The 17,564-nt window shown below is 62.6% G+C and carries 18 protein-coding genes; 6 read left to right on the forward strand and 12 right to left on the reverse strand.

Translation table 11 applies throughout. The features are described 5' to 3' along the window. The 3 genes from C9990_RS30355 to C9990_RS30365 all read right to left on the reverse strand — a co-directional run bounded on the left by C9990_RS30355 (position 1) and on the right by C9990_RS30365 (position 2,683). Positions 1–723, reverse strand: a complete 723-nt coding sequence (locus tag C9990_RS30355; RefSeq protein ID WP_106805733.1) for a MotA/TolQ/ExbB proton channel family protein — start codon at positions 721–723, stop codon at positions 1–3. Between the two features lie 51 nt (positions 724–774). Continuing rightward, positions 775–1,593: an energy transducer TonB gene (locus tag C9990_RS30360; RefSeq protein ID WP_065899560.1), complete on the reverse strand. Its 819-nt coding sequence runs from the start codon at positions 1,591–1,593 to the stop codon at positions 775–777. A gap of 238 nt (positions 1,594–1,831) precedes the next feature. After that, positions 1,832–2,683 (reverse strand): LysR family transcriptional regulator, encoded by an 852-nt coding sequence (locus C9990_RS30365; protein WP_106805464.1) that lies wholly within the window; start codon positions 2,681–2,683, stop codon positions 1,832–1,834. Between the two features lie 105 nt (positions 2,684–2,788). On the opposite strand from C9990_RS30365, the gene C9990_RS30370 reads away from it, so the two are divergent. From C9990_RS30370 to C9990_RS30380, 3 genes are all read left to right on the forward strand, one after another. Continuing rightward, positions 2,789–3,250: a nucleoside deaminase gene (locus tag C9990_RS30370; RefSeq protein ID WP_106805465.1), complete on the forward strand. Its 462-nt coding sequence runs from the start codon at positions 2,789–2,791 to the stop codon at positions 3,248–3,250. Next, entirely contained in the window at positions 3,237–4,406 is a 1,170-nt protein-coding gene (locus C9990_RS30375) for a CynX/NimT family MFS transporter (RefSeq protein ID WP_106805466.1), read from the forward strand. The genes C9990_RS30370 and C9990_RS30375 overlap by 14 nt, the downstream gene beginning before the upstream one ends. Positions 4,407–4,503: 97 nt before the next feature. After that, on the forward strand, positions 4,504–5,439 hold the full coding sequence (locus C9990_RS30380; RefSeq protein WP_083221306.1) for a LysR family transcriptional regulator: 936 nt from the start codon (positions 4,504–4,506) through the stop codon (positions 5,437–5,439). Here C9990_RS30380 and C9990_RS30385 read toward each other — a convergent pair. Then, a complete protein-coding gene (locus C9990_RS30385; RefSeq protein ID WP_106805467.1) occupies positions 5,330–6,424 on the reverse strand; it encodes a fatty acid desaturase in 1,095 nt (364 codons plus the stop codon). The two genes, C9990_RS30380 and C9990_RS30385, sit on opposite strands and share 110 nt — an antisense overlap. Positions 6,425–6,525: 101 nt before the next feature. Here C9990_RS30385 and C9990_RS30390 point away from each other — a divergent pair, with 101 nt between their 5' ends. Further along, on the forward strand, positions 6,526–7,530 hold the full coding sequence (locus C9990_RS30390) for an AraC family transcriptional regulator (RefSeq protein ID WP_065899554.1): 1,005 nt from the start codon (positions 6,526–6,528) through the stop codon (positions 7,528–7,530). Between the two features lie 455 nt (positions 7,531–7,985). Here C9990_RS30390 and C9990_RS30395 read toward each other — a convergent pair whose 3' ends face one another. Then, entirely contained in the window at positions 7,986–8,357 is a 372-nt protein-coding gene (locus C9990_RS30395; RefSeq protein WP_065899553.1) for a response regulator, read from the reverse strand. Between the two features lie 38 nt (positions 8,358–8,395). After that, positions 8,396–9,082, reverse strand: coding sequence for a Crp/Fnr family transcriptional regulator (locus C9990_RS30400; protein ID WP_106805468.1), 687 nt, complete (start codon positions 9,080–9,082; stop codon positions 8,396–8,398). Positions 9,083–9,165: 83 nt separating this feature from the next. Between C9990_RS30400 and C9990_RS30405 the strand changes: the two genes are divergently transcribed. Continuing rightward, the gene (locus C9990_RS30405; protein WP_106805469.1) at positions 9,166–9,693 is read left to right on the forward strand and encodes a DUF962 domain-containing protein; all 528 of its coding nucleotides are present in this window, start codon (positions 9,166–9,168) and stop codon (positions 9,691–9,693) included. 108 nt (positions 9,694–9,801) lie between these two features. Here C9990_RS30405 and C9990_RS30410 read toward each other — a convergent pair whose 3' ends face one another. From C9990_RS30410 to dibA, 6 genes are all read right to left on the reverse strand, one after another. Continuing rightward, positions 9,802–10,782: a sulfate/molybdate ABC transporter ATP-binding protein gene (locus C9990_RS30410; RefSeq protein ID WP_065899550.1), complete on the reverse strand. Its 981-nt coding sequence runs from the start codon at positions 10,780–10,782 to the stop codon at positions 9,802–9,804. A gap of 3 nt (positions 10,783–10,785) precedes the next feature. Beyond that, complete coding sequence (gene cysW, locus C9990_RS30415) at positions 10,786–11,658, reverse strand: sulfate ABC transporter permease subunit CysW (protein ID WP_065899549.1); 873 nt, start codon at positions 11,656–11,658, stop codon at positions 10,786–10,788. Between the two features lie 13 nt (positions 11,659–11,671). Next, entirely contained in the window at positions 11,672–12,490 is an 819-nt protein-coding gene (gene cysT, locus C9990_RS30420; protein ID WP_065899548.1) for a sulfate ABC transporter permease subunit CysT, read from the reverse strand. 199 nt (positions 12,491–12,689) lie between these two features. Beyond that, entirely contained in the window at positions 12,690–13,700 is a 1,011-nt protein-coding gene (locus C9990_RS30430; protein ID WP_053137687.1) for a sulfate ABC transporter substrate-binding protein, read from the reverse strand. A 75-nt stretch (positions 13,701–13,775) separates the two neighbouring features. Then, positions 13,776–13,958, reverse strand: a complete 183-nt coding sequence (gene oscA / locus C9990_RS30435; protein ID WP_003170956.1) for a sulfur starvation response protein OscA — start codon at positions 13,956–13,958, stop codon at positions 13,776–13,778. 303 nt (positions 13,959–14,261) lie between these two features. Continuing rightward, a complete protein-coding gene (gene dibA, locus C9990_RS30440) occupies positions 14,262–16,172 on the reverse strand; it encodes a phosphodiesterase DibA (RefSeq protein ID WP_106805471.1) in 1,911 nt (636 codons plus the stop codon). Positions 16,173–16,338: 166 nt separating this feature from the next. Between dibA and desA the strand changes: the two genes are divergently transcribed. Further along, on the forward strand, positions 16,339–17,523 hold the full coding sequence (gene desA, locus C9990_RS30445; RefSeq protein ID WP_065899546.1) for a delta-9 fatty acid desaturase DesA: 1,185 nt from the start codon (positions 16,339–16,341) through the stop codon (positions 17,521–17,523). Positions 17,524–17,564 lie beyond the last annotated feature (41 nt).

Raw genomic sequence — 17,564 nt, forward strand, 5'->3', positions numbered from 1 at the left:
TCAGGACGCCTCCTTCACTTTTTGCGGGTTGCCGGCGGCGTTTTTGGTCAGGGCCGGGTGCAGCAGCACGCGGAAGGAGTTCTTCTGCGCCAGGCTGTAGAAGTCGTGGGCAAAGTCGTCCAGGTCGGCAGCCGTGAGCTTCAGGCGACGCAGGAAATAGTTGTAGACCAGCACCGCCGGTACGGCGACGGCGATCCCCACACCGGTGGCGACCAGCGCGGCACCAATCGGGCCGGCCACGGTTTCGAGGCTGGCGGAACCGGCCGCGCTGATGCCCTTGAGCGCTTCCATGATGCCCCACACGGTGCCGAACAGACCGATAAACGGCGAGGTGCTGCCGATACTGGCGACCACGGCCAGGCCGGTTTCCAGCGAGCGGCGCTCACGCACGATCTGCTGGCGCAGGGCACGTTCAAGACGGTCCTGATGGTTGATCGCCTGGCTCAGGTCGGCAGCATGCGGTGCATCGCCAACCTGGATCGCGGCATAGCCGGCCTGGGCTACGCGGGCAGCAGCGCCAGGCTGGGTTTCAGCCAGCTCTGCCGCCGAGTCCAGGCTGGATGCCGCCCAGAACTGCTTATGGAACTTGCGATCCTGCGCCTTGAGGCGACCGAACTGCACGCCCTTGAGCAGGGCCAGGCCCCAGGTGGCGACCGAAAAGACCACCAGCAGCCAGATCACCGCGCTTTCGATGGATTCAAGTGGAGATGCTAATGCCATGATGTTTTCCCTCTGTGCAGGTCGCGGCGTGTGCAACACACCGCAGCCGAATAGTTAGTGAATCTTGAAATCGATCGGTACGCTGACCCAGCCGTCCTGGGCGACATCGCCCTGCTTGGCCGGCACGAAACTCCAACGCTTCACCGCGGCCAGTGCGGCGTCGTCGAGTTGCTGGCGACCGCTGCTCTTCTGGATCTGGATCTCGCCCGGCTTGCCGCTGGCCAGTACATGCACCCGCAGCAGCACGGTGCCTTCCCAACCGCGACGCTGGGCCAGTGACGGATACTCCGGCGCCGGGTTCTTCAAGTACGCCGCGTTCGCTGAAGCGGGCGTTACTGGAGCCGGTGCAGGCGGAGCCACTGGCGCCGGAGCCGGAGGTGCCGGCGTGGGCGGCGCAGGCGGTTGCTCGACCGCCTTGGGTGCAGGTTTCGGCTCAGGCTTGGGCACAGGCTTCGGCTTGGGCTTTGGAATCGGTTTAGGCGGCGCCGGCTTGGCAGCCAACTCGTCCACCACCGGTGGCGGTGGCTCGACCACGGGCGGCGGTGGTGGCGGCGGAACAGGCGGTGGCGGCTCGACCACCGGCGGTGCCGGCTGGGAAAATTCGATGGTCATCGGCGGGATTTCCGGCGGCACAATCGGCAGCACCGGGGTGGGCTTCTGGCTCACCCAATAAATCACCGCACCGTGCAGGGCCAGTACCAGCAACCCGAGCAGGATCCCTTCGCGACGGCTCGAAAAGCGCTTCGGGGTTTTCTGCAGACGCAATTGCCCCAACGGCGCGCGGTGCGGCCGGCCAAGGTCGACCAACTCACCACTCGGTGCCTGGCGCCATTGCGCCTCGTGTGCACTGGCGGCGGTCTGGACATTGCCCATTGATTCACTCCCTACGGTTTTGAAACAAAAAAACCGACAGGCCTGCCTGAGGCCGTCGAGGGCTGAATCATCGGGGCCAGACGCTTATCTCTTAAAGTAATCTTTAAAGTTATACATAGATCTAAACTGAATAAACGAAACATTCGGAAACGCCAAAGCCCCGTCCTGCGGGGCCTGGCGCCGCCGCGCGGTTTTCTGATGCTTTACAGGCATAAAAAATATTCAGAAAAGGCATGGCTCAAGCAGGGCTGTTTGCACACAAATCGAGCAATTGACCCTGCAAACTCTGTCCCGCCGCCCCCAGGCCCGTGCGGCCATACAGCGCCAGTCGCACACCTTCCACCGGCGGCAAGCCGCTGTCTGCAGCCACTATCACATGCCCGGCCTGCACCACGCGGCGGGGCAACAGGCTGATGCCCAATCCTGCCGCCACGGCTGAACACACACTGGCCAGGCTTGCGCTGGAATACCCGATGCGCCAGCGCCAGCCGCCGACTTCCAGGTGTTGGAGCATCTCATTGCGGTACAGCCCGCCCACCGGGAAGGCCACCAACGGCAACGGATCGCGGCCCAGAGACGGCGTGCTGCGGCTGTCGACCCAGCACAACGGCTCAGGCCACGAGGCCAGGCAGTCGGCGCTGTCGCCCATCTGCTTGACCAACAACACATCGAACTCACCGCTGCGGTACTGGCGCTGCAATTCCGGACCAAGGCCGCTGGTGACCTCCAGGCGCACCCGCGGAAATGCCTGCACAAACGCCGAAAGCAATGGCATGAGGCGTTCGGCGGCGAAGTCTTCGGGAACGCCCAGGCGCAGCACGCCGTCGCTTTGCTGGTTGATCAACACATCGGCGGCTTCTTCGTGCAGCGCGAGGATGCGCCGCGCATAGGCCAGCAGGCGCTCGCCCTCCGCCGTGGCCACCACATGGCGCTGGTCACGGTCCAGCAACTGGCACGCCACTGCTTCTTCCAGGCGGCGGATCTGCTGGCTGACAGTCGACTGGGTCAAGTGCAGGCGCTCGGCAGCGCGGGTGAAATTGCCGCAGTCCACCACGGCGACAAAACTGCGCAACAACACGGGATCAAACATCGCTGTCACCATTGCGTTTGCCACTGATTGGCATGGTTATATTTAATTTCAGAATACCTCAGCGGCTGGCCATACTTCACCCCTGCATTCTGCCCAGAGGCCTCCATGACCGACGATCATCAGCACCTGCAACGCGCCATCCGACTTGCACAAGCGAACATCGCCCAAGGTGGCCGGCCCTTTGGGGCGGTGTTGACGCGCAATGGCGAAGTGCTGGTGGAGGCCGTGAATGAAATTCACCTGACCCAGGACCCCACCGCCCACGCCGAGCTACTGGCGATCCGCGCTGCAAGCCGACAGCTCGGCGCGCGCCTGGACGGTTGCGTGGTCTACGCCAGCGGCCAACCCTGCCCGATGTGCCTGAGTGCCATGTATTTGTGCGGTGTCCAGCGCGTAGTGTTTGCCGCCAGCAATGAAATGGCCGAGCCGTTCGGCCTGTCGACGGCGGCGATCGGGCAGCAGGTGGGCTTGCCCTTGAGCGAGCAACGCCTGCCGATTCAGCACCTGCCGGACGCGGCGATGACCCAGTTGTACCACCAGTGGAAAACCCTGCATGACCCTGAATAAATCCCTCGCCGGCTGGGGCCTGCTGGTGGTGCTCGGCCTGAACCTGCGGCCGATCCTCAGTTCCATCAGCCCGTTGCTCGGCGAGATTCGCCAGGCCACCGGCTTGAGTTTCCAGAGCAGCGCCCTGCTGACCAGCCTGCCGGTGGTGTGCATGGGCCTGGTGGCGCTGGTGGGGGTGCGCGTGGAGGCACGCCTGGGTGAGCGGCGTGGCATCGCCCTGGGCCTGATGATGATCCTGCTGGCGTGCCTCGCGCGCTGGCTCATGGGCCAGGGTTCGGCACTGCTGGTCACGGCACTGCTGGGAGGTGCCGGTGTGGCGTTGATACAGGCATTGGTGCCGGCGATGATCAAGCGCGAGTTTCATCACCGTGTGCCGGTGGCGATGGGCGTGTATTCGGCCTCGCTGATGGCCGGTGGCGGGCTGGCGGCACTGCTCAGCCCGGTGGTGGCCACGCACTTCCAGCAATGGCAGGCGGGGCTCGGCGTGTGGCTGCTGCCGGCGCTGGGGGCGTTGCTGTTGTGGGCCTGGTTGCCCCTCGGCGCGGCGCGAAATCCTCAGGTGGCGCCGGCGTTCCAGGGCCTGCGCAATCGCCGCGCCTGGCTGCTGGCGCTGTATTTCGGCCTGGTCAATTGCGGCTACATGAGCATGGTGGCTTGGCTGCCGGCCTACTACCAGCAACTGGGCTGGGGCGTGTTGCCCAGCGGTTCGTTGCTGGCGTTCATGACGATCTTCCAGGTGATCGCCGCGCTGTTGATGCCGGTGCTGGCGCAACGCGGGATCGACCGCCGGCCCCTGCTTGGCATCAGCCTGCTGGCGCAGACCGTGGGTTACCTCGGCCTGATCCTCGCGCCGCAGGATTATCCGCACCTGTGGGTGGCCTTGTGCGGTTTCGGTCTCGGTGCGTGTTTCGCCCTGAGCCTGCTGCTGACCCTCGACCACCATCGCGACCCGCGCCAGGCCGGGCAACTGGCGGCCTTTGTGCAGGGCGTGGGGTTCTTGATCAATGCCCTCTCGCCCTGGCTGACCGGCTCGCTGCGTGAGCTGACCGGCAGCTTCGTCAGTGCCTGGGTCGTGCTGACCGTGACCGTGGTGACGATGCTGGTGGTGACGCGGGTGTTCAGCCCGGCGACCTACCGCACGGCCCCCGCTCTATAGATATGCATTTAAGATCTAGATAAAACAATCATGCTTCGTTGACGGAATAAGAAGCCGCCTTAAAATCCCGGTTCTCCTACAGGATGCCGGGCACACCATGGATCTTCGCCAACTGCGCTACTTCATCGCGCTCAACGAGCACCGCAGTTTCGTGCGCGCGGCGGATGCCATGGGTATCACCCAGCCGGCCTTCAGCCGCAGCATCCAGGGCCTGGAGCAGGAGTTCGGCTGCGTGCTGGTGGATCGCGCCAACAAAGACTTGCGCCCGACCCCGGAAGGCCAGGTGGTGCTGCAACACGCGTTGAGCCTGGTGCAAGGCGCAGCGCTGCTCAGTCATGAGGTCACGCGCATGACCAAGCTCGACGCCGGTGAAGTGCGCTTGGGCAGTGACGCCGTGGCAGCGGTGAACCTGGTGCCCCAGGCCATGGCGCGCTTTATCACCACCTACCCCAAGGTGCGCACCGCGTTGCAGGTGGATAACTGGGAAAAGCTCGGGCGCAGCCTGAACCGCGAAGAGATCGAATTCTTTATTGCCGATGTGCGCCATTTCGAAGCCGACCCGAATTTCCAGACCCAGGCCCTGACGCCGCGCCGCAGTGCGTTTTTCTGCCGCGACGGGCACCCGCTGCTGGCCAAGGACAGCCTGTCCACCAACGACCTGTTCGGCTACCCGCTGGCCACGCCGCTGATCGCGCCCGGCATTCGCAAGCTGTTGGCCAACCTCAGCGGGCGCGTCGACTTTGCGCCTGCCATCGAACTCGAGCAGTTTGCCGCGCTGGCCAGCATCGTGCGCCAGTCGGACGCCATTGGCCTGGGCGCCGAAGAAGCCTTCGTCGATGCCTTTGCCCGCGGTGAATTGCGCGTGTTGCACTGGCGCAACCTGCCCCACGCCCTCGACAGCCTGAGCAACCGCTGCGGCGTGATCAGCCGCGCTGGGGTGCGCTTGTCGCCTGCGGCGAAGGCGCTGATCGAGACGCTGCTGGCGGTGGAAAGCCAAGCCGATTGGCCCGCGCAAACGTCCCGAAATCATTGAAGCGCACGCCCATCTCGGCCATGACTTCATGCGCCACCTTGGCCGTCATCTGGCGGATGTAAAACGGCTCCTTCACCACAAAGTGGTGGATGCCGTGGGTGCTGCCGAAGTTGAAGCAGAACGCCTGCAACGGCCACAGCCACCAAGGGTTCAACACCTGGGTTTGCTCGATCACATTGCCCAGCTCCACGTCGCCGTAGTAGTGCATGTTGGAGCTGACAAAGTGCAGGCAAAAGGTGCGCAGCACGTTGGGGCCGATGATCACCACGGCGGCGATATCGATGACCTGCATCATCTGCACAGTGCTGGCCGACCAGTCGATGGGCGTGCCCATCACGCTGGCGATGCCGTTGGCGGCATGAAAGCCGAGGAAGACGTACCAGGCGCCCCAATGCAGCAACGCCAACGGCGCGTACACCAGCAATGAGCGCTTGAGGATGCTGAGTTTGTGCTTCCAGGTCTTGGCGCGCAGCATGCGGATGAACGCCGACATGATGTTGTCCCCGACCATCAGCAGACGCGCGATGCCCCAGGGCTCGCCGTTGGTGATCGCGCGTTCTTCCACATCGGTCTCGGTGCCCGACACCTTGTGATGGTTGAGGTGCAGATGCCGGCGGATCCACGGGTTGATCGTGCTCGGCCGCGCCAGCCACACCAGGCCCATCATCAGGTTGTGGGGCAGGCGTTGCTTGCGAAAGTACATGCTGTGGATCAGGTCGTGTTCCAGCTCATGGGTCAGTGAGGCCAGGAAGGCATTGAGCAGCAGGCACACCCACCAGGCCATGTGCCCGGTGATAAACAGCGCCGCCGAACCGACCATGCCGAGCAGCGCAAAGGCCAGGATGCCCGCGCCCAATGCGTCCTGATGCAGCAGCCAGGGGTGCTGCCGGCGCAACCGGACGCCTTCGGCGAGCACCACTTCACGAATATGCGCCGAGCGTTGTTGTGCGTTCATCTGCTGGGGACTTGCAGAAGTACCGTCCATGCTTCCATCCTCTTGTTCATTGATGGCTATATCCTGCACCAAGCCCTCTTGCCGGACGCTAGCCGCACACGCCAACCTGTTGACCGCAAGCGCCAATCGTCATGACCGAACCCACGTCCCTCGCCAGCTGGACCCGCGCCCTGCGCAAGCAGCTCGACGCCCTGGGCCTCGACAGCGCCGCACTGTGCACCGAGGCCGGGCTCGACCCACAGCAGATGGACGACCCGAATGCGCGCTACCCGCTGTCAGCCACCACGCGGTTGTGGGAACTGGCGGTGCAGGCCAGCGGCGATCCGGCGATTGGGCTGCGAGTGTCGCGGTTCGTCAGCCCCACCACGTTTCATGCGTTGGGGTACGCCCTGGTGGCCAGCGGCAGCCTGCGCGAGGTGTTCGAGCGCATCGTGCGCTATCACCAGGTGGTCAGCGATGCCCTCGCGCTTGAGCTGAGCGGCGACGGCGAGCGTTACCGTTTTCGCCTGCTGCAACCGCCCGGCAGCCCGGCGCCGGCGCTGGAAGCCATCGACGCGTTTGCCGCGATCTACGTGCGCACCTGCCGCAACCGCCTGGGCCGCGACTATGCACCGTTGGCGGTGTACCTGCGCCGACCGCCACCGGCCGATCCCACGCCGTGGCACACGGTCTTTCGCGCGCCGGTGTTCTTTGCCGCCGAGGAAGACCGTATTGAATTCGCCGCGCACGATTTCGACAGCCATCTGGACGACGCCAACCCGGAACTGGCCGAGCACAACGAAACCGTACTCAAGCGCACCCTCGCCCAGCTGCAACCGCTGACCTGGGAGCGCAAGGTCCGTGCGACCATCGAGGCGCAATTGCCCGACGGCGAACCGAGTGCCGAGCGCGTTGCCCAGGCCTTGCACTTGAGCCTGCGCAGCCTGCAGCGGCACCTGGCGGATGAAGGCTGCCGCTTTGATGCACTGCTCAATGAATGCCGGCAGAACCTGGCCTTGCTGCACCTGCGCGACCTGCAGTGCTCACTGGCCGAGATCAGTCATTTGCTCGGCTTTGCCGATACCAGCAGCTTCAACCGCGCGTTCAAGCGTTGGACGGGGATGACGCCGGGGCAGTTTCGGGATGGCTTGCGCTAAGTAAATCTGTGGTGTGTGTGATGGCCCCTTCGCGAGCAAGCCCGCTCCCACAGGGGAATGCATTCCAAATGTGGGAGCAGGCTTGCTCGCGAAAGCGATGGACCAGACACCCCCTACCCTGATCCTTCAACACCTCATCGCGGGCAAGCCCGGCTCCCACATTTGATCTGTGAACACCTGCCAATGTGGGAGCGGGCTTGCTCGCGAAAGCGATGGACCAGACACCCCTTACCCTGATCCTTCAATGCCGCATCGCGGGCCAGCCTGCTCCCACATTTTGATTTGTGAACACCTGCCAATGTGGGAGCGGGCTTGCTCGCGAATGCGATGGACCAGACACCTCTTAACCTGATCCTTCAATGCAGCATCGCGGGCAAGCCCGGCTCCCACTTTTTGATTTGTGAACACTTTCCAATGTGGGAGCTGGCTTGCCTGCGATAGCAATGGTTCAGGCACTAGAGTTGCCGGCTCCGGTCCCGCCGAAGCAGCTTTTTCACCCGCGCCACCAACGCCTTGCTCTCGAACGGCTTGAGCAGGTAATCATCTTCATGCAGCTCCAGGCCGCGCAGACGGTCTTCAATCCCGCCTGGCGTGGTCAGGAACAGCAGCGGCGTGGCGCCCTTCTGCCGGATCGCCTGCTGCAATTTCCAGGCATTCAGGCCGGGCAGCATCACGTCCAGGATCACCAGGTCGTACTCGGTGCTTTCGACAAAACGCTGCGCCGCCATGCCGTTGGCGGCGACTTCCACGCTGTAGCCCGCCTCGTTCAAGCCCTGGGCCATCCGCTGTGCCTCTTCGGATTCATGTTCCACTAACAGCACGCGCATAACACACCTCGATTGATCAGGTGTGCAGGCTACCACCCTCAGGTCTGCGCCGCCTCTCGCAGCCGCCGGGCGTCGAGGATTTCGATCTCGCCGTACCCCAGGCGCACGACGCCCTGGGCTTGCAGGTCCTTTAGCAAGGCGTTGGTGGTCTGGCGCGACAGGCTCAACATCGCCGCGAGGTCTTCCTGGGGCAATTGCAGCACGCGCCTGGAGTGCTCGATATCGCCATAACCCTCGACGATCATCAACAAACGATGAGCCAGGCGCACCGAGGCCGGCATCAGGCTCAGTTGCTCCAGGCCGATGAAGCTCAGGCGCAGCTTCTGGCTCATCAGCAATGCGAGGTCCCGCCAGTAACGGGGGTGTTCATCGAGGACTTTCAACAGCGCCTGCTGCGGCACCTGCAACAGCGTGCACGGCCCGACAGCGCAGGCGTCGTGGGTGCGCGGCAAACCGTCGAACAGGCAGATTTCGCCGAACCAGTAGGGCAGTTCCACCAGGCTCAACACCGCCTCCTTGCCGTGCTCATTCACCGCACTGACGCGCAGCGTGCCCTCAAGCACCGCATACAGGCCACAGGGCGGATCACCGCGCTTGAACAGGTACTGCCCCGGCGCCAGCTGGCGCAACCGGGCATGCGCCAGCAGGCTATGCTGAAACGGTGCGGGCAGGTGGCTGAACCAGTGACCGGTGGCCAACCGGGAGCGCCATTGCTCTACGTCCATGCGAACTCCGAAGATTGTCGCCCAGCTGACAGTTAGTCACAGGCGGACAGGGCATGATCAAACATCCTACAGGAGGAACAACAATGAAAAGCCTCGTCGACCACCTCAGTCAATACGCTGCCTACCACCGCGACCCGCGCAATATTGCCAGCCACTTTATCGGCATCCCGTTGATCGTGGTGGCCGTGGCCGTGCTGCTGTCACGCCCCGAATGGCCGGTGGGCAGCCTGTGGCTGTCGCCGGCGGTGCTTGTCGCGCTGTTTTCGGCGTGGTTTTACCTGCGCCTGGAACTGGCACTGGGTGTGCTGATGACGGTACTGATGGGTTTATCCGTGTGGGCCGGGCATGTGCTGGCGGCGCAAAGCACGCTGGTGTGGCTCAGCAGCGGTATTGGGATGTTCGTGGTGGGCTGGGTGATTCAGTTTGTCGGCCACTATTACGAGGGCAGGAAGCCGGCGTTTGTGGATGACGTCTCGGGGCTGATTGTAGGGCCGCTGTTTGTGGTGGCGGAGCTGGCGTTTTTGCTGGGGCTGCGCCAGGGGCTCAAGCAGGAGATTGAAGAGCGGTCGGGGCCGGTGGTGCGCCGGGATCTAAAGCCTGGCGAGGCCTGAATGTGGGAGCGGGCTTGCTCGCGAATGCAGTGTGTCAGTCAGTACATGGAGTACTGATAGACCGCATTCGCGAGCAAGCCCGCTCCCACAGTGGGTGTTGCGGTGCCCTCAGGCTTTTTGCCAGACCTTGGGCTTGAAGAACAACGTCTCACCGCGCGCCAAGCCGGTCAGGCTGTCGTGATCCTTGACCACTTCAGCTTCGATCAGCTCGCTCTGGCCTTCCACCTTCAAGGTCACCCGCGTGGTAGCGCCGAGTGGGCGAATGTCGCGCACTTCAGCCGCATGGTGATCTTCGAGTTCATGCCGCGACAGCGACACTTCATGCGGGCGGAACAGCACGTGCTTGTCTTCCCCCAAGTGCAGGCGGTTGGAGTCGCCGAGGAAGTGGTAAACGAAATCGCTGGCGGGGTTTTCATACACTTCGCCCGGTGAGCCGATCTGCTCGATCACGCCTTTGTTCATCACTACGATACGGTCGGCGACTTCCATGGCCTCTTCCTGGTCGTGGGTCACGAACACCGAGGTCAAGTTGATGTCTTCGTGCAGGCGCGCCAGCCAGCGGCGCAGCTCTTTACGCACCTTGGCGTCGAGAGCGCCGAAAGGTTCGTCCAGCAGCAGCACTTTCGGTTCCACCGCCAGGGCGCGGGCCAGGGCGATACGCTGGCGCTGGCCACCGGAGAGTTGCTCCGGGTAGCGATCCGACAGCCAGTCCAGCTGCACCATGTTCAACAGCTCATGCACCTTGACCGCGATCTGGCTTTCGCTCGGGCGCTGGTTTTTCGGCTTCATGCGCAGGCCGAAGGCGACGTTGTCGAACACCGTCATGTGGCGGAACAGCGCGTAGTGCTGGAACACAAAACCGACGTTGCGATCACGCACATCGTGGCCGGAGACGTCTTCACCGTGGAACACGATGCTGCCGTCATCCGGGGTTTCCAGGCCGGCAATGATGCGCAGCAAGGTGGTCTTGCCGCAGCCGGACGGGCCGAGCAACGCCACCAGCTCGCCACTCTGGATGTCCAGATTGATGCTGTTCAGGGCCTTGAAGGCGTTGAAATTCTTGCTGACATTACGGACTTCAATCGACATGACTTATTCCTCAGCCGCACTGGCACGCAGGCGATTAATACGGTTCTCGCTCCACTGCTTGAGCAGCAGGATGAAGAGCGCCAGGATCAGCAACAGACTCGCCACCGCAAACGCAGCGACGTGGTTGTATTCGTTGTAGAGAATCTCGACGTGCAGCGGCAGGGTGTTGGTCACGCCGCGAATGTGGCCGGACACCACCGACACCGCGCCGAACTCACCCATGGCCCGTGCGGTACACAGCACCACGCCGTAGATCAGGCCCCATTTGATGTTCGGCACGGTGACATGCCAGAACATCTGCCAGCCGTTGGCACCGAGCAGGCGCGCGGCCTCTTCTTCCTGGGTGCCCTGCTCCTGCATCAGCGGGATCAGTTCACGCGCAACGAAGGGCACGGTGACAAAAATGGTCGCGAGCACGATGCCGGGCAAGGCGAACACGATCTGGATGTCATGGTCTTGCAGCCATGGGCCGAAGAAGCCCTGGGCGCCGAACATCAGCACATAGACCAGGCCCGCGATCACCGGCGAGACCGAGAACGGCAGGTCGATCAGCGTGACCAGGATGCTCTTGCCACGGAACGAGTACTTGCTCACGCACCACGCGGCGCTGACCCCGAACACCACGTTGAGCGGTACCGAAATCACCACGGCGATGACCGTGAGTTTCAGCGCCGACAGCGCGTCGGGTTCGAGGATCGCGGTGAAGAATGCGCCGAGGCCATTCTTCAACCCCTGGGACACCACGATAAACAGCGGCAGCAGCAGGAACAGGAAGAACACCAGCCAGCCGAGGCTGATCAGGATGCGTCGCGACACCGCGCTGCCACGACGGGCAGCGTTGGCCGAAGACGCGGCGGAAATAGACGATTGGGACATGTTCCGCGCCTCCTTATGGGTGTTCGATGCGACGCTGCAGCAAGTTGATCAGCAGCAGCAAAATAAAGGAAACCACCAGCATCAGCACACCGATGGACGTGGCGCCGTGGTAGTCGTACTGGTCGAGCTTGACCATGATCAGCAGCGGCAGGATCTCGGTTTTCATCGGCATGTTGCCGGCGATGAAAATCACCGAACCGTACTCGCCGACGCCACGGGCAAAAGCCAGGGCGAAACCGGTCAGCCAGGCAGGCAGCAGCGCGGGCACGAGGATGTAGCGGAACACTTGCAGCGGCTTGGCGCCCAGGCAGGCGGCGGCTTCTTCGATTTCCCGGGGGATATCGGCGAGTACCGGCTGCACGGTGCGCACCACGAACGGCAGGGTGACGAACGTCAGCGCCAGGGTGATGCCCAGCGGGGTGTAGGCGATCTTGAAGCCCAGGTCAGTGGCGAACTGGCCGACCAGGCCGGTCGGCGTGTACAGCGCCGTCAGCGCGATACCGGCCACGGCGGTGGGCAGGGCGAACGGCAGGTCGATCATCGCATCGATGATCTTGCGTCCGGGGAAGGTGTAGCGCACCAGCACCCAGGCCAGCAGCGTGCCGATCACGCCATTGATCAGCGCGGCATACAGCGCGGTGCTGAAGCTCAGTTTCAACGCCGCCAGCACGCGCGGTGCGGAAATGATGTTCCAGAACTGATCCCAAGTGAGTTGAGCGGCGTGTACAAACATCGCCGCGAGGGGGATGAGTACGATCAGGCTGAGGTACACCACGGTGTAGCCCAGCGTCAGCCCGAAGCCGGGTATGACGGGGGAAATACGACGCGACATAAGAGTCCTTGGTTAGCGGGTAGATACCACTGTAGGAGCGCGCTTCCTGCAGGAGCTGGCGCTTCCGTGGGCGCCGGGCTTGCCCGCGATGCAGGCACCTCGGTGTATCAGTCGCACCGAGGTGATGCTATCGCAGGCAAGCCAGCTCCCACACAAGCCCAGCTCCCGCCGAAAGGCGGGCTCCTACCGGTAGTTTGGCTTACTGCGCCGTGTAGATCTGGTCGAACACGCCACCGTCATTGAAGAATTTCGGTTGGGCAGTTTTCCAGCCGCCGAAGTCTTTGTCGATAGTCACCAGGTCCAGTTTCGGGAACTGCTGGGCGTATTTGGCGGCAACTTTTGCATCGCGTGGGCGGTAGAAGTTCTTCGCCGCAATCTCCTGGCCAGCCGGGCTGTACAGGTGCTTGAGGTATTCGGTCGCGATCTCGGTATTGCCCTTTTTCTCGGCGTTCTTGTCGACCACGGCCACTGGCGGCTCCGCGAGGATCGACAGGGAAGGCACGACGATGTCGAACTTGTCGGCGCCGCCGTCTTCTTTCAGGGCCAGGAACGCTTCGTTTTCCCAGGCCAGCAACACGTCACCCTGACCGTTGTTGACGAAGGTGATGGTCGAGCCACGGGCGCCGGTGTCGAGGATCGGCACGTGCTTGAACAGCTCTTTCACGTATTCCTGCGCCTTGGCTTCGCTGCCACCGGATTTCAGGCCGTAGGCCCAGGCGGCGAGGAAGTTCCAGCGCGCACCGCCGGAGGTTTTCGGGTTCGGGGTGATCACCGAAACGTCTTTCTTGATCAGGTCGCCCCAATCCTTGATGCCTTTAGGGTTGCCCTTGCGCACCAGGAACACGATGGTCGAGGTGTACGGGGTGCTGGCGTCCGGCAGGCGGGTCTGCCAGTTTTCCGGCAGGGTCTTGCCCAACTTGGCGATTTCGTCGATGTCGCCGGCCAGGGCCAGGGTCACTACGTCGGCGCGCAGGCCGTCGATCACTGCCCGGCCTTGCTTGCCCGAGCCACCGTGGGATTGCTGGATCTTGACGTTGTCACCTGGGTGGGACTGTTTCCAGAAGTTGGTGAACTCAGCGTTGTAGTCCTGGTACAGCTCACGGGTCGGGTCGTACGAGACGTTGAGCAACTCGTAGTCCTTGGCAACAGCGGAACCGGCAAACACGGCACTGGCCAGGGCGGCCAGGGCATAACGGCGAATCGACGACATAGAAGGCTCCTGAAATTCTTGGGTGTTGGCTTTTTCTTATAATTGCGGGTCTAGCATGCGAATCGCCGTTTTTGCTTAGCTCGGTTTGTTACCCGGGTTCTGCAAACGGAATTTTTCTTTGCGTTCGATCTGTACCACTTGGGCGTTGTGCACAGTAATTTCCACCGCGCCAAACCGCAGATCGCGCAGGGCGCTCTGGATCTCACGCAAAATGGCTGCTTCGTCCTGGCCGTCGACGCTACGTAGAGATGCGCTCATGGTCTCGCTCCTGAAATGAATAGTGCCTCGCAGTGGCGGCACTGCTTGCGGCGTGAGGGCGATAGTAGATAAGCAGGGATATTCTTAAAAATACTATTTAAGAATGTTTATATAACCAGAAAGAATTTTCTGGCGGGGCGCGGGGTTGCGAGGACTTTGGCCATGAAAATACTCACGCACAGGCGCCGCTGAACCCTGTGGGAGCCGGGCTCGCCCGCGATGGCGGTGTGTCAGGCAGCGAATATTTCGCCTGACAGTTCCTCATCGCCGGCAAGCTCGGCCCGGACATTGACCGCGGTGTGCCTAACGAATGGCAGGGGCCCTTGCCCAATCAATCTCCTGCGCCGGCATCGGCCGCCCGAACCAGTAACCCTGCCCCAGGTCGCACGCCTGCTCCAACAGAAACCGTGCCTGCTCCACCTGCTCGATCCCCTCGGCGTGCACTTGCATGCCCATGCTCTTCGCCAGGGCGATCACCACACGCACAATCGCCGCGTCATCCTCGTCCCACGGCAGCCCGGCGACAAAACCCTGGTCGATCTTGAGCTTCTGCACCGGCAGGCGCTTGAGCCGCAGCAGCGAGGAATAGCCGGTCCCGAAGTCGTCGATGGCCAGGCGCAAGCCCAGCTCACGCAGGCGATGCAGTTGTTCCAGGGCCACTTCAGGGTCGTCCATCACCGCGCTTTCGGTGACTTCCAGCTCCAGGAAGGCCGGGTCGAGGCCGGTTTGATGCAGCACCTGGGCGACCTGCTCGTACAGTTCGCGCCGGGCAAACAAGCGGCTGGACACATTGATCGCGATAAAGCTCAAGGGCGTACCCTCGGCCAGCCACTGGCACATCTGCCGACAGGCCTGATGCATCACCCAGCCATCGATGTCGGCAATCAGCCCGGTGCGCTCGGCGATGGGGATGAATTCGCCCGGCGGCACCAATCCGCGTTCCGGGTGTTGCCAGCGCACCAGCGCCTCGACGCCGATCAGCCGGCTGGTGTGCAGATCGTGGACCGGCTGGTAGTACACGCGCAGTTCCTGCTGGTCGAGGGCACGCCGCAGCTCACTGGCGATTTCCACACGGTTCTGCGCATGGGCGGTGAGTTCTTCGGTGTACAGCGCGTAGCCTTCACGCCCGGCGCTCTTGGCCTTGAACAACGCGGAGTCGGCGTTGCGCAGCAGCTGTTCGGCGCTCAGGGCGTCATTGGGGAACAGGCTGATGCCAATACTCGCGCTGATAAAAAGTTGGTGGCCGTCGAAAATGAACGGCTGCTTCATCGCCTCCAGCATGCGCTGCGCCAATGCGGCCGCCTGGACCACCTGCGGGCAGCTTTCCGCGAGCACGGCGAACTCATCCCCGCCCAGCCGCGCCAGGGTCACGCCGGGGCCGAACAAGCCCTGCAGCCGCTCGCCGACCAGCTTGAGCAATTGGTCGCCGACGTTGTGGCCCAGGCTGTCATTGATGATCTTGAAGTGGTCGAGGTCCATCAGCAGCAGGGCGCAGCCGCGCTTGTGCAGTTGCGCCGAGGCCAGCGCCTGCTCGGCGCGGTCGGTGAACAGCAGGCGGTTGGGCAGGTCGGTCAGCGGGTCGTGATGGGCCAGGTGGGCCAGTTCGTGCTCGGAATCCTTGATGGCACTGATGTCGGAAAACACCGCGACGTAATGGCTGACGCGGCCCTGGTCATCGTGGATCACACGGATGGTCTGCCACTGTGGATAAATTTCACCGCTTTTGCGCCGGTTCCAGATTTCACCGCTCCATTCGCCGGTGCGTTCCAGGCTCTGGAACATCTGCTGGTAAAAATGCGACGAATGGCGTCCGGACTTGAACAGGCTGGGCTGCTGCCCCATGACGTCTTCGCGCCGATAGCCGGTGATCTCCATGAAGGCCCGGTTGACGTGCACGATCAGCCCCTGGGCATCGGTCACCAGCACGCCTTCACGCGTGCAATCAAACACTGCGGCGGCCTGGCGCAGGCGTTCGCGGTTTTCCTTGAGTGGCTGCTGCAACTGATGCGCGCGGGCAAATCGCGCGCACATCAGGTAGATGGCCAGTGCGCTCAAGGCCACCCACACGTACCCGCGCACCTGCAGCCAGCGCCCCAACTCCCGCGGTTCATCGAGAAAGTTGATCAATAAATGGTTGCTGAGCTGGAGCCACGCAATGGAAACCAGCAGGTATACCAGCCCTGCACGCAGGGCACCTCGGCATGGAAACAGCATATGGTCAGTAATCCTTACCCAAAAAACACAATCGCCCTACAAAGGCTGCGGATTATAGAATAAGAAACATCCAGTCACTCCTATCTGAAAGGGCTGCTGGTTTTCTCTGTAGGCTTAGTGATAATGCGTGAGCTGTTCTTTTCTTTTTCTGAGGGCCATACAGCCTATGTGGTACAACGGTTTTCTTGACTTGTCAGCCTGGCAACTGGTGGCAGTCACTCTGTTGATGACCCACGTGACCATCGTCGCGGTCACCGTCTATCTGCACCGCTATTCAGCCCATCGTTCCCTGGAACTCAATGCTGGCCTGAAACACTTCTTCCGCTTCTGGCTGTGGCTGACCACGGCGCAGAACACCCGCGAGTGGACCGCTATCCACCGCAAGCACCACGCCAAGTGCGAAACCGTCGATGACCCGCACAGCCCGGTGATCAAGGGCCTGTCCACCGTATTGCGCAAAGGCGCCGAGCTGTACCGCGCCGAGGCAGAAAACCCTGAAACCCTGCGCATCTACGGCAAGAACTGCCCGGACGACTGGATCGAACGCAAGATCTACACGCCCTACCCGCTGCTGGGCGTGGCGATCATGGGCGTGATCGACTTGCTGCTGTTCGGCACCATCGGCATCACCATCTGGGCGATCCAGATGATGTGGATCCCGTTCTGGGCCGCCGGCGTCATCAACGGCCTGGGGCATGCCGTGGGCTATCGCAACTTCGAATGCCGTGACGCCGCCACCAACCTGGTGCCGTGGGGCATCATCGTCGGCGGCGAAGAACTGCACAACAACCACCACACCTACCCCAATTCGGCGAAGTTGTCGGTGAAGAAGTGGGAGTTCGACCTCGGCTGGGCGTGGATCAAAGTGTTCAGCTTCCTGCGCCTGGCCAAGGTGCAGCGTGTCGCGCCGATCGCGCACCGCGTCGAGGGCAAGGGTCACCTGGACATGGACACCGCCATGGCGATCCTCAACAACCGCTTCCAGATCATGGCCCAGTACCGCAAGTTGGTGATTGGCCCGCTGGTCAAGCAGGAGCTGGAAAAGGTCGATCACTCGGTGCGCCACCAGTTCCATCGCGCCAAGCGCCTGCTGTCCCGCGAGACCAGCTTGCTGGATGACCGCCACCACGTGCGCATCCAGAGCATGCTGGAGCACAGCCATGCCCTGCAGGTGATCTATGAAAAGCGCCTGGCATTGCAACAGATCTGGCTCAAGACCAGCTCCAATGGCCACGATATGCTCGCAGCCATCAAGGAATGGGTGCATGAAGCCGAGGCCAGCGGCATCCAATCCCTGCGCGATTTTGCCCACCAATTGAAGACCTACTCGCTGCGTCCTGCAGCCGTCTGAGAGTGCGGCGGGAGGGCCTTCCCTCCCGCCAATCAGCTTTT

Source organism: Pseudomonas sp. S5D5, assembly GCF_003013355.1.
Classification (GTDB): domain Bacteria; phylum Pseudomonadota; class Gammaproteobacteria; order Pseudomonadales; family Pseudomonadaceae; genus Aquipseudomonas; species Aquipseudomonas aylmerensis.

Bases quoted from the DNA above. Each gene is read 5' to 3' on its own strand.
- C9990_RS30410 (WP_065899550.1), bottom strand. From the start codon at position 10,782: ATGTCGATTGAAGTCCGTAATGTCAGCAAGAATTTCAACGCCTTCAAG.
- cysW (WP_065899549.1), bottom strand. From the start codon at position 11,658: ATGTCCCAATCGTCTATTTCCGCCGCGTCTTCGGCCAACGCTGCCCGT.
- C9990_RS30365 (WP_106805464.1), bottom strand. From the start codon at position 2,683: ATGTTTGATCCCGTGTTGTTGCGCAGTTTTGTCGCCGTGGTGGACTGC.
- C9990_RS30375 (WP_106805466.1), top strand. From the start codon at position 3,237: ATGACCCTGAATAAATCCCTCGCCGGCTGGGGCCTGCTGGTGGTGCTC.
- C9990_RS30430 (WP_053137687.1), bottom strand. From the start codon at position 13,700: ATGTCGTCGATTCGCCGTTATGCCCTGGCCGCCCTGGCCAGTGCCGTG.
- C9990_RS30395 (WP_065899553.1), bottom strand. From the start codon at position 8,357: ATGCGCGTGCTGTTAGTGGAACATGAATCCGAAGAGGCACAGCGGATG.
- C9990_RS30385 (WP_106805467.1), bottom strand. From the start codon at position 6,424: ATGGACGGTACTTCTGCAAGTCCCCAGCAGATGAACGCACAACAACGC.
- C9990_RS30370 (WP_106805465.1), top strand. From the start codon at position 2,789: ATGACCGACGATCATCAGCACCTGCAACGCGCCATCCGACTTGCACAA.
- cysT (WP_065899548.1), bottom strand. From the start codon at position 12,490: ATGTCGCGTCGTATTTCCCCCGTCATACCCGGCTTCGGGCTGACGCTG.
- dibA (WP_106805471.1), bottom strand. From the start codon at position 16,172: ATGCTGTTTCCATGCCGAGGTGCCCTGCGTGCAGGGCTGGTATACCTG.
- C9990_RS30405 (WP_106805469.1), top strand. From the start codon at position 9,166: ATGAAAAGCCTCGTCGACCACCTCAGTCAATACGCTGCCTACCACCGC.
- C9990_RS30380 (WP_083221306.1), top strand. From the start codon at position 4,504: ATGGATCTTCGCCAACTGCGCTACTTCATCGCGCTCAACGAGCACCGC.
- C9990_RS30390 (WP_065899554.1), top strand. From the start codon at position 6,526: ATGACCGAACCCACGTCCCTCGCCAGCTGGACCCGCGCCCTGCGCAAG.
- desA (WP_065899546.1), top strand. From the start codon at position 16,339: ATGTGGTACAACGGTTTTCTTGACTTGTCAGCCTGGCAACTGGTGGCA.
- C9990_RS30360 (WP_065899560.1), bottom strand. From the start codon at position 1,593: ATGGGCAATGTCCAGACCGCCGCCAGTGCACACGAGGCGCAATGGCGC.
- oscA (WP_003170956.1), bottom strand. From the start codon at position 13,958: ATGAGCGCATCTCTACGTAGCGTCGACGGCCAGGACGAAGCAGCCATT.
- C9990_RS30400 (WP_106805468.1), bottom strand. From the start codon at position 9,082: ATGGACGTAGAGCAATGGCGCTCCCGGTTGGCCACCGGTCACTGGTTC.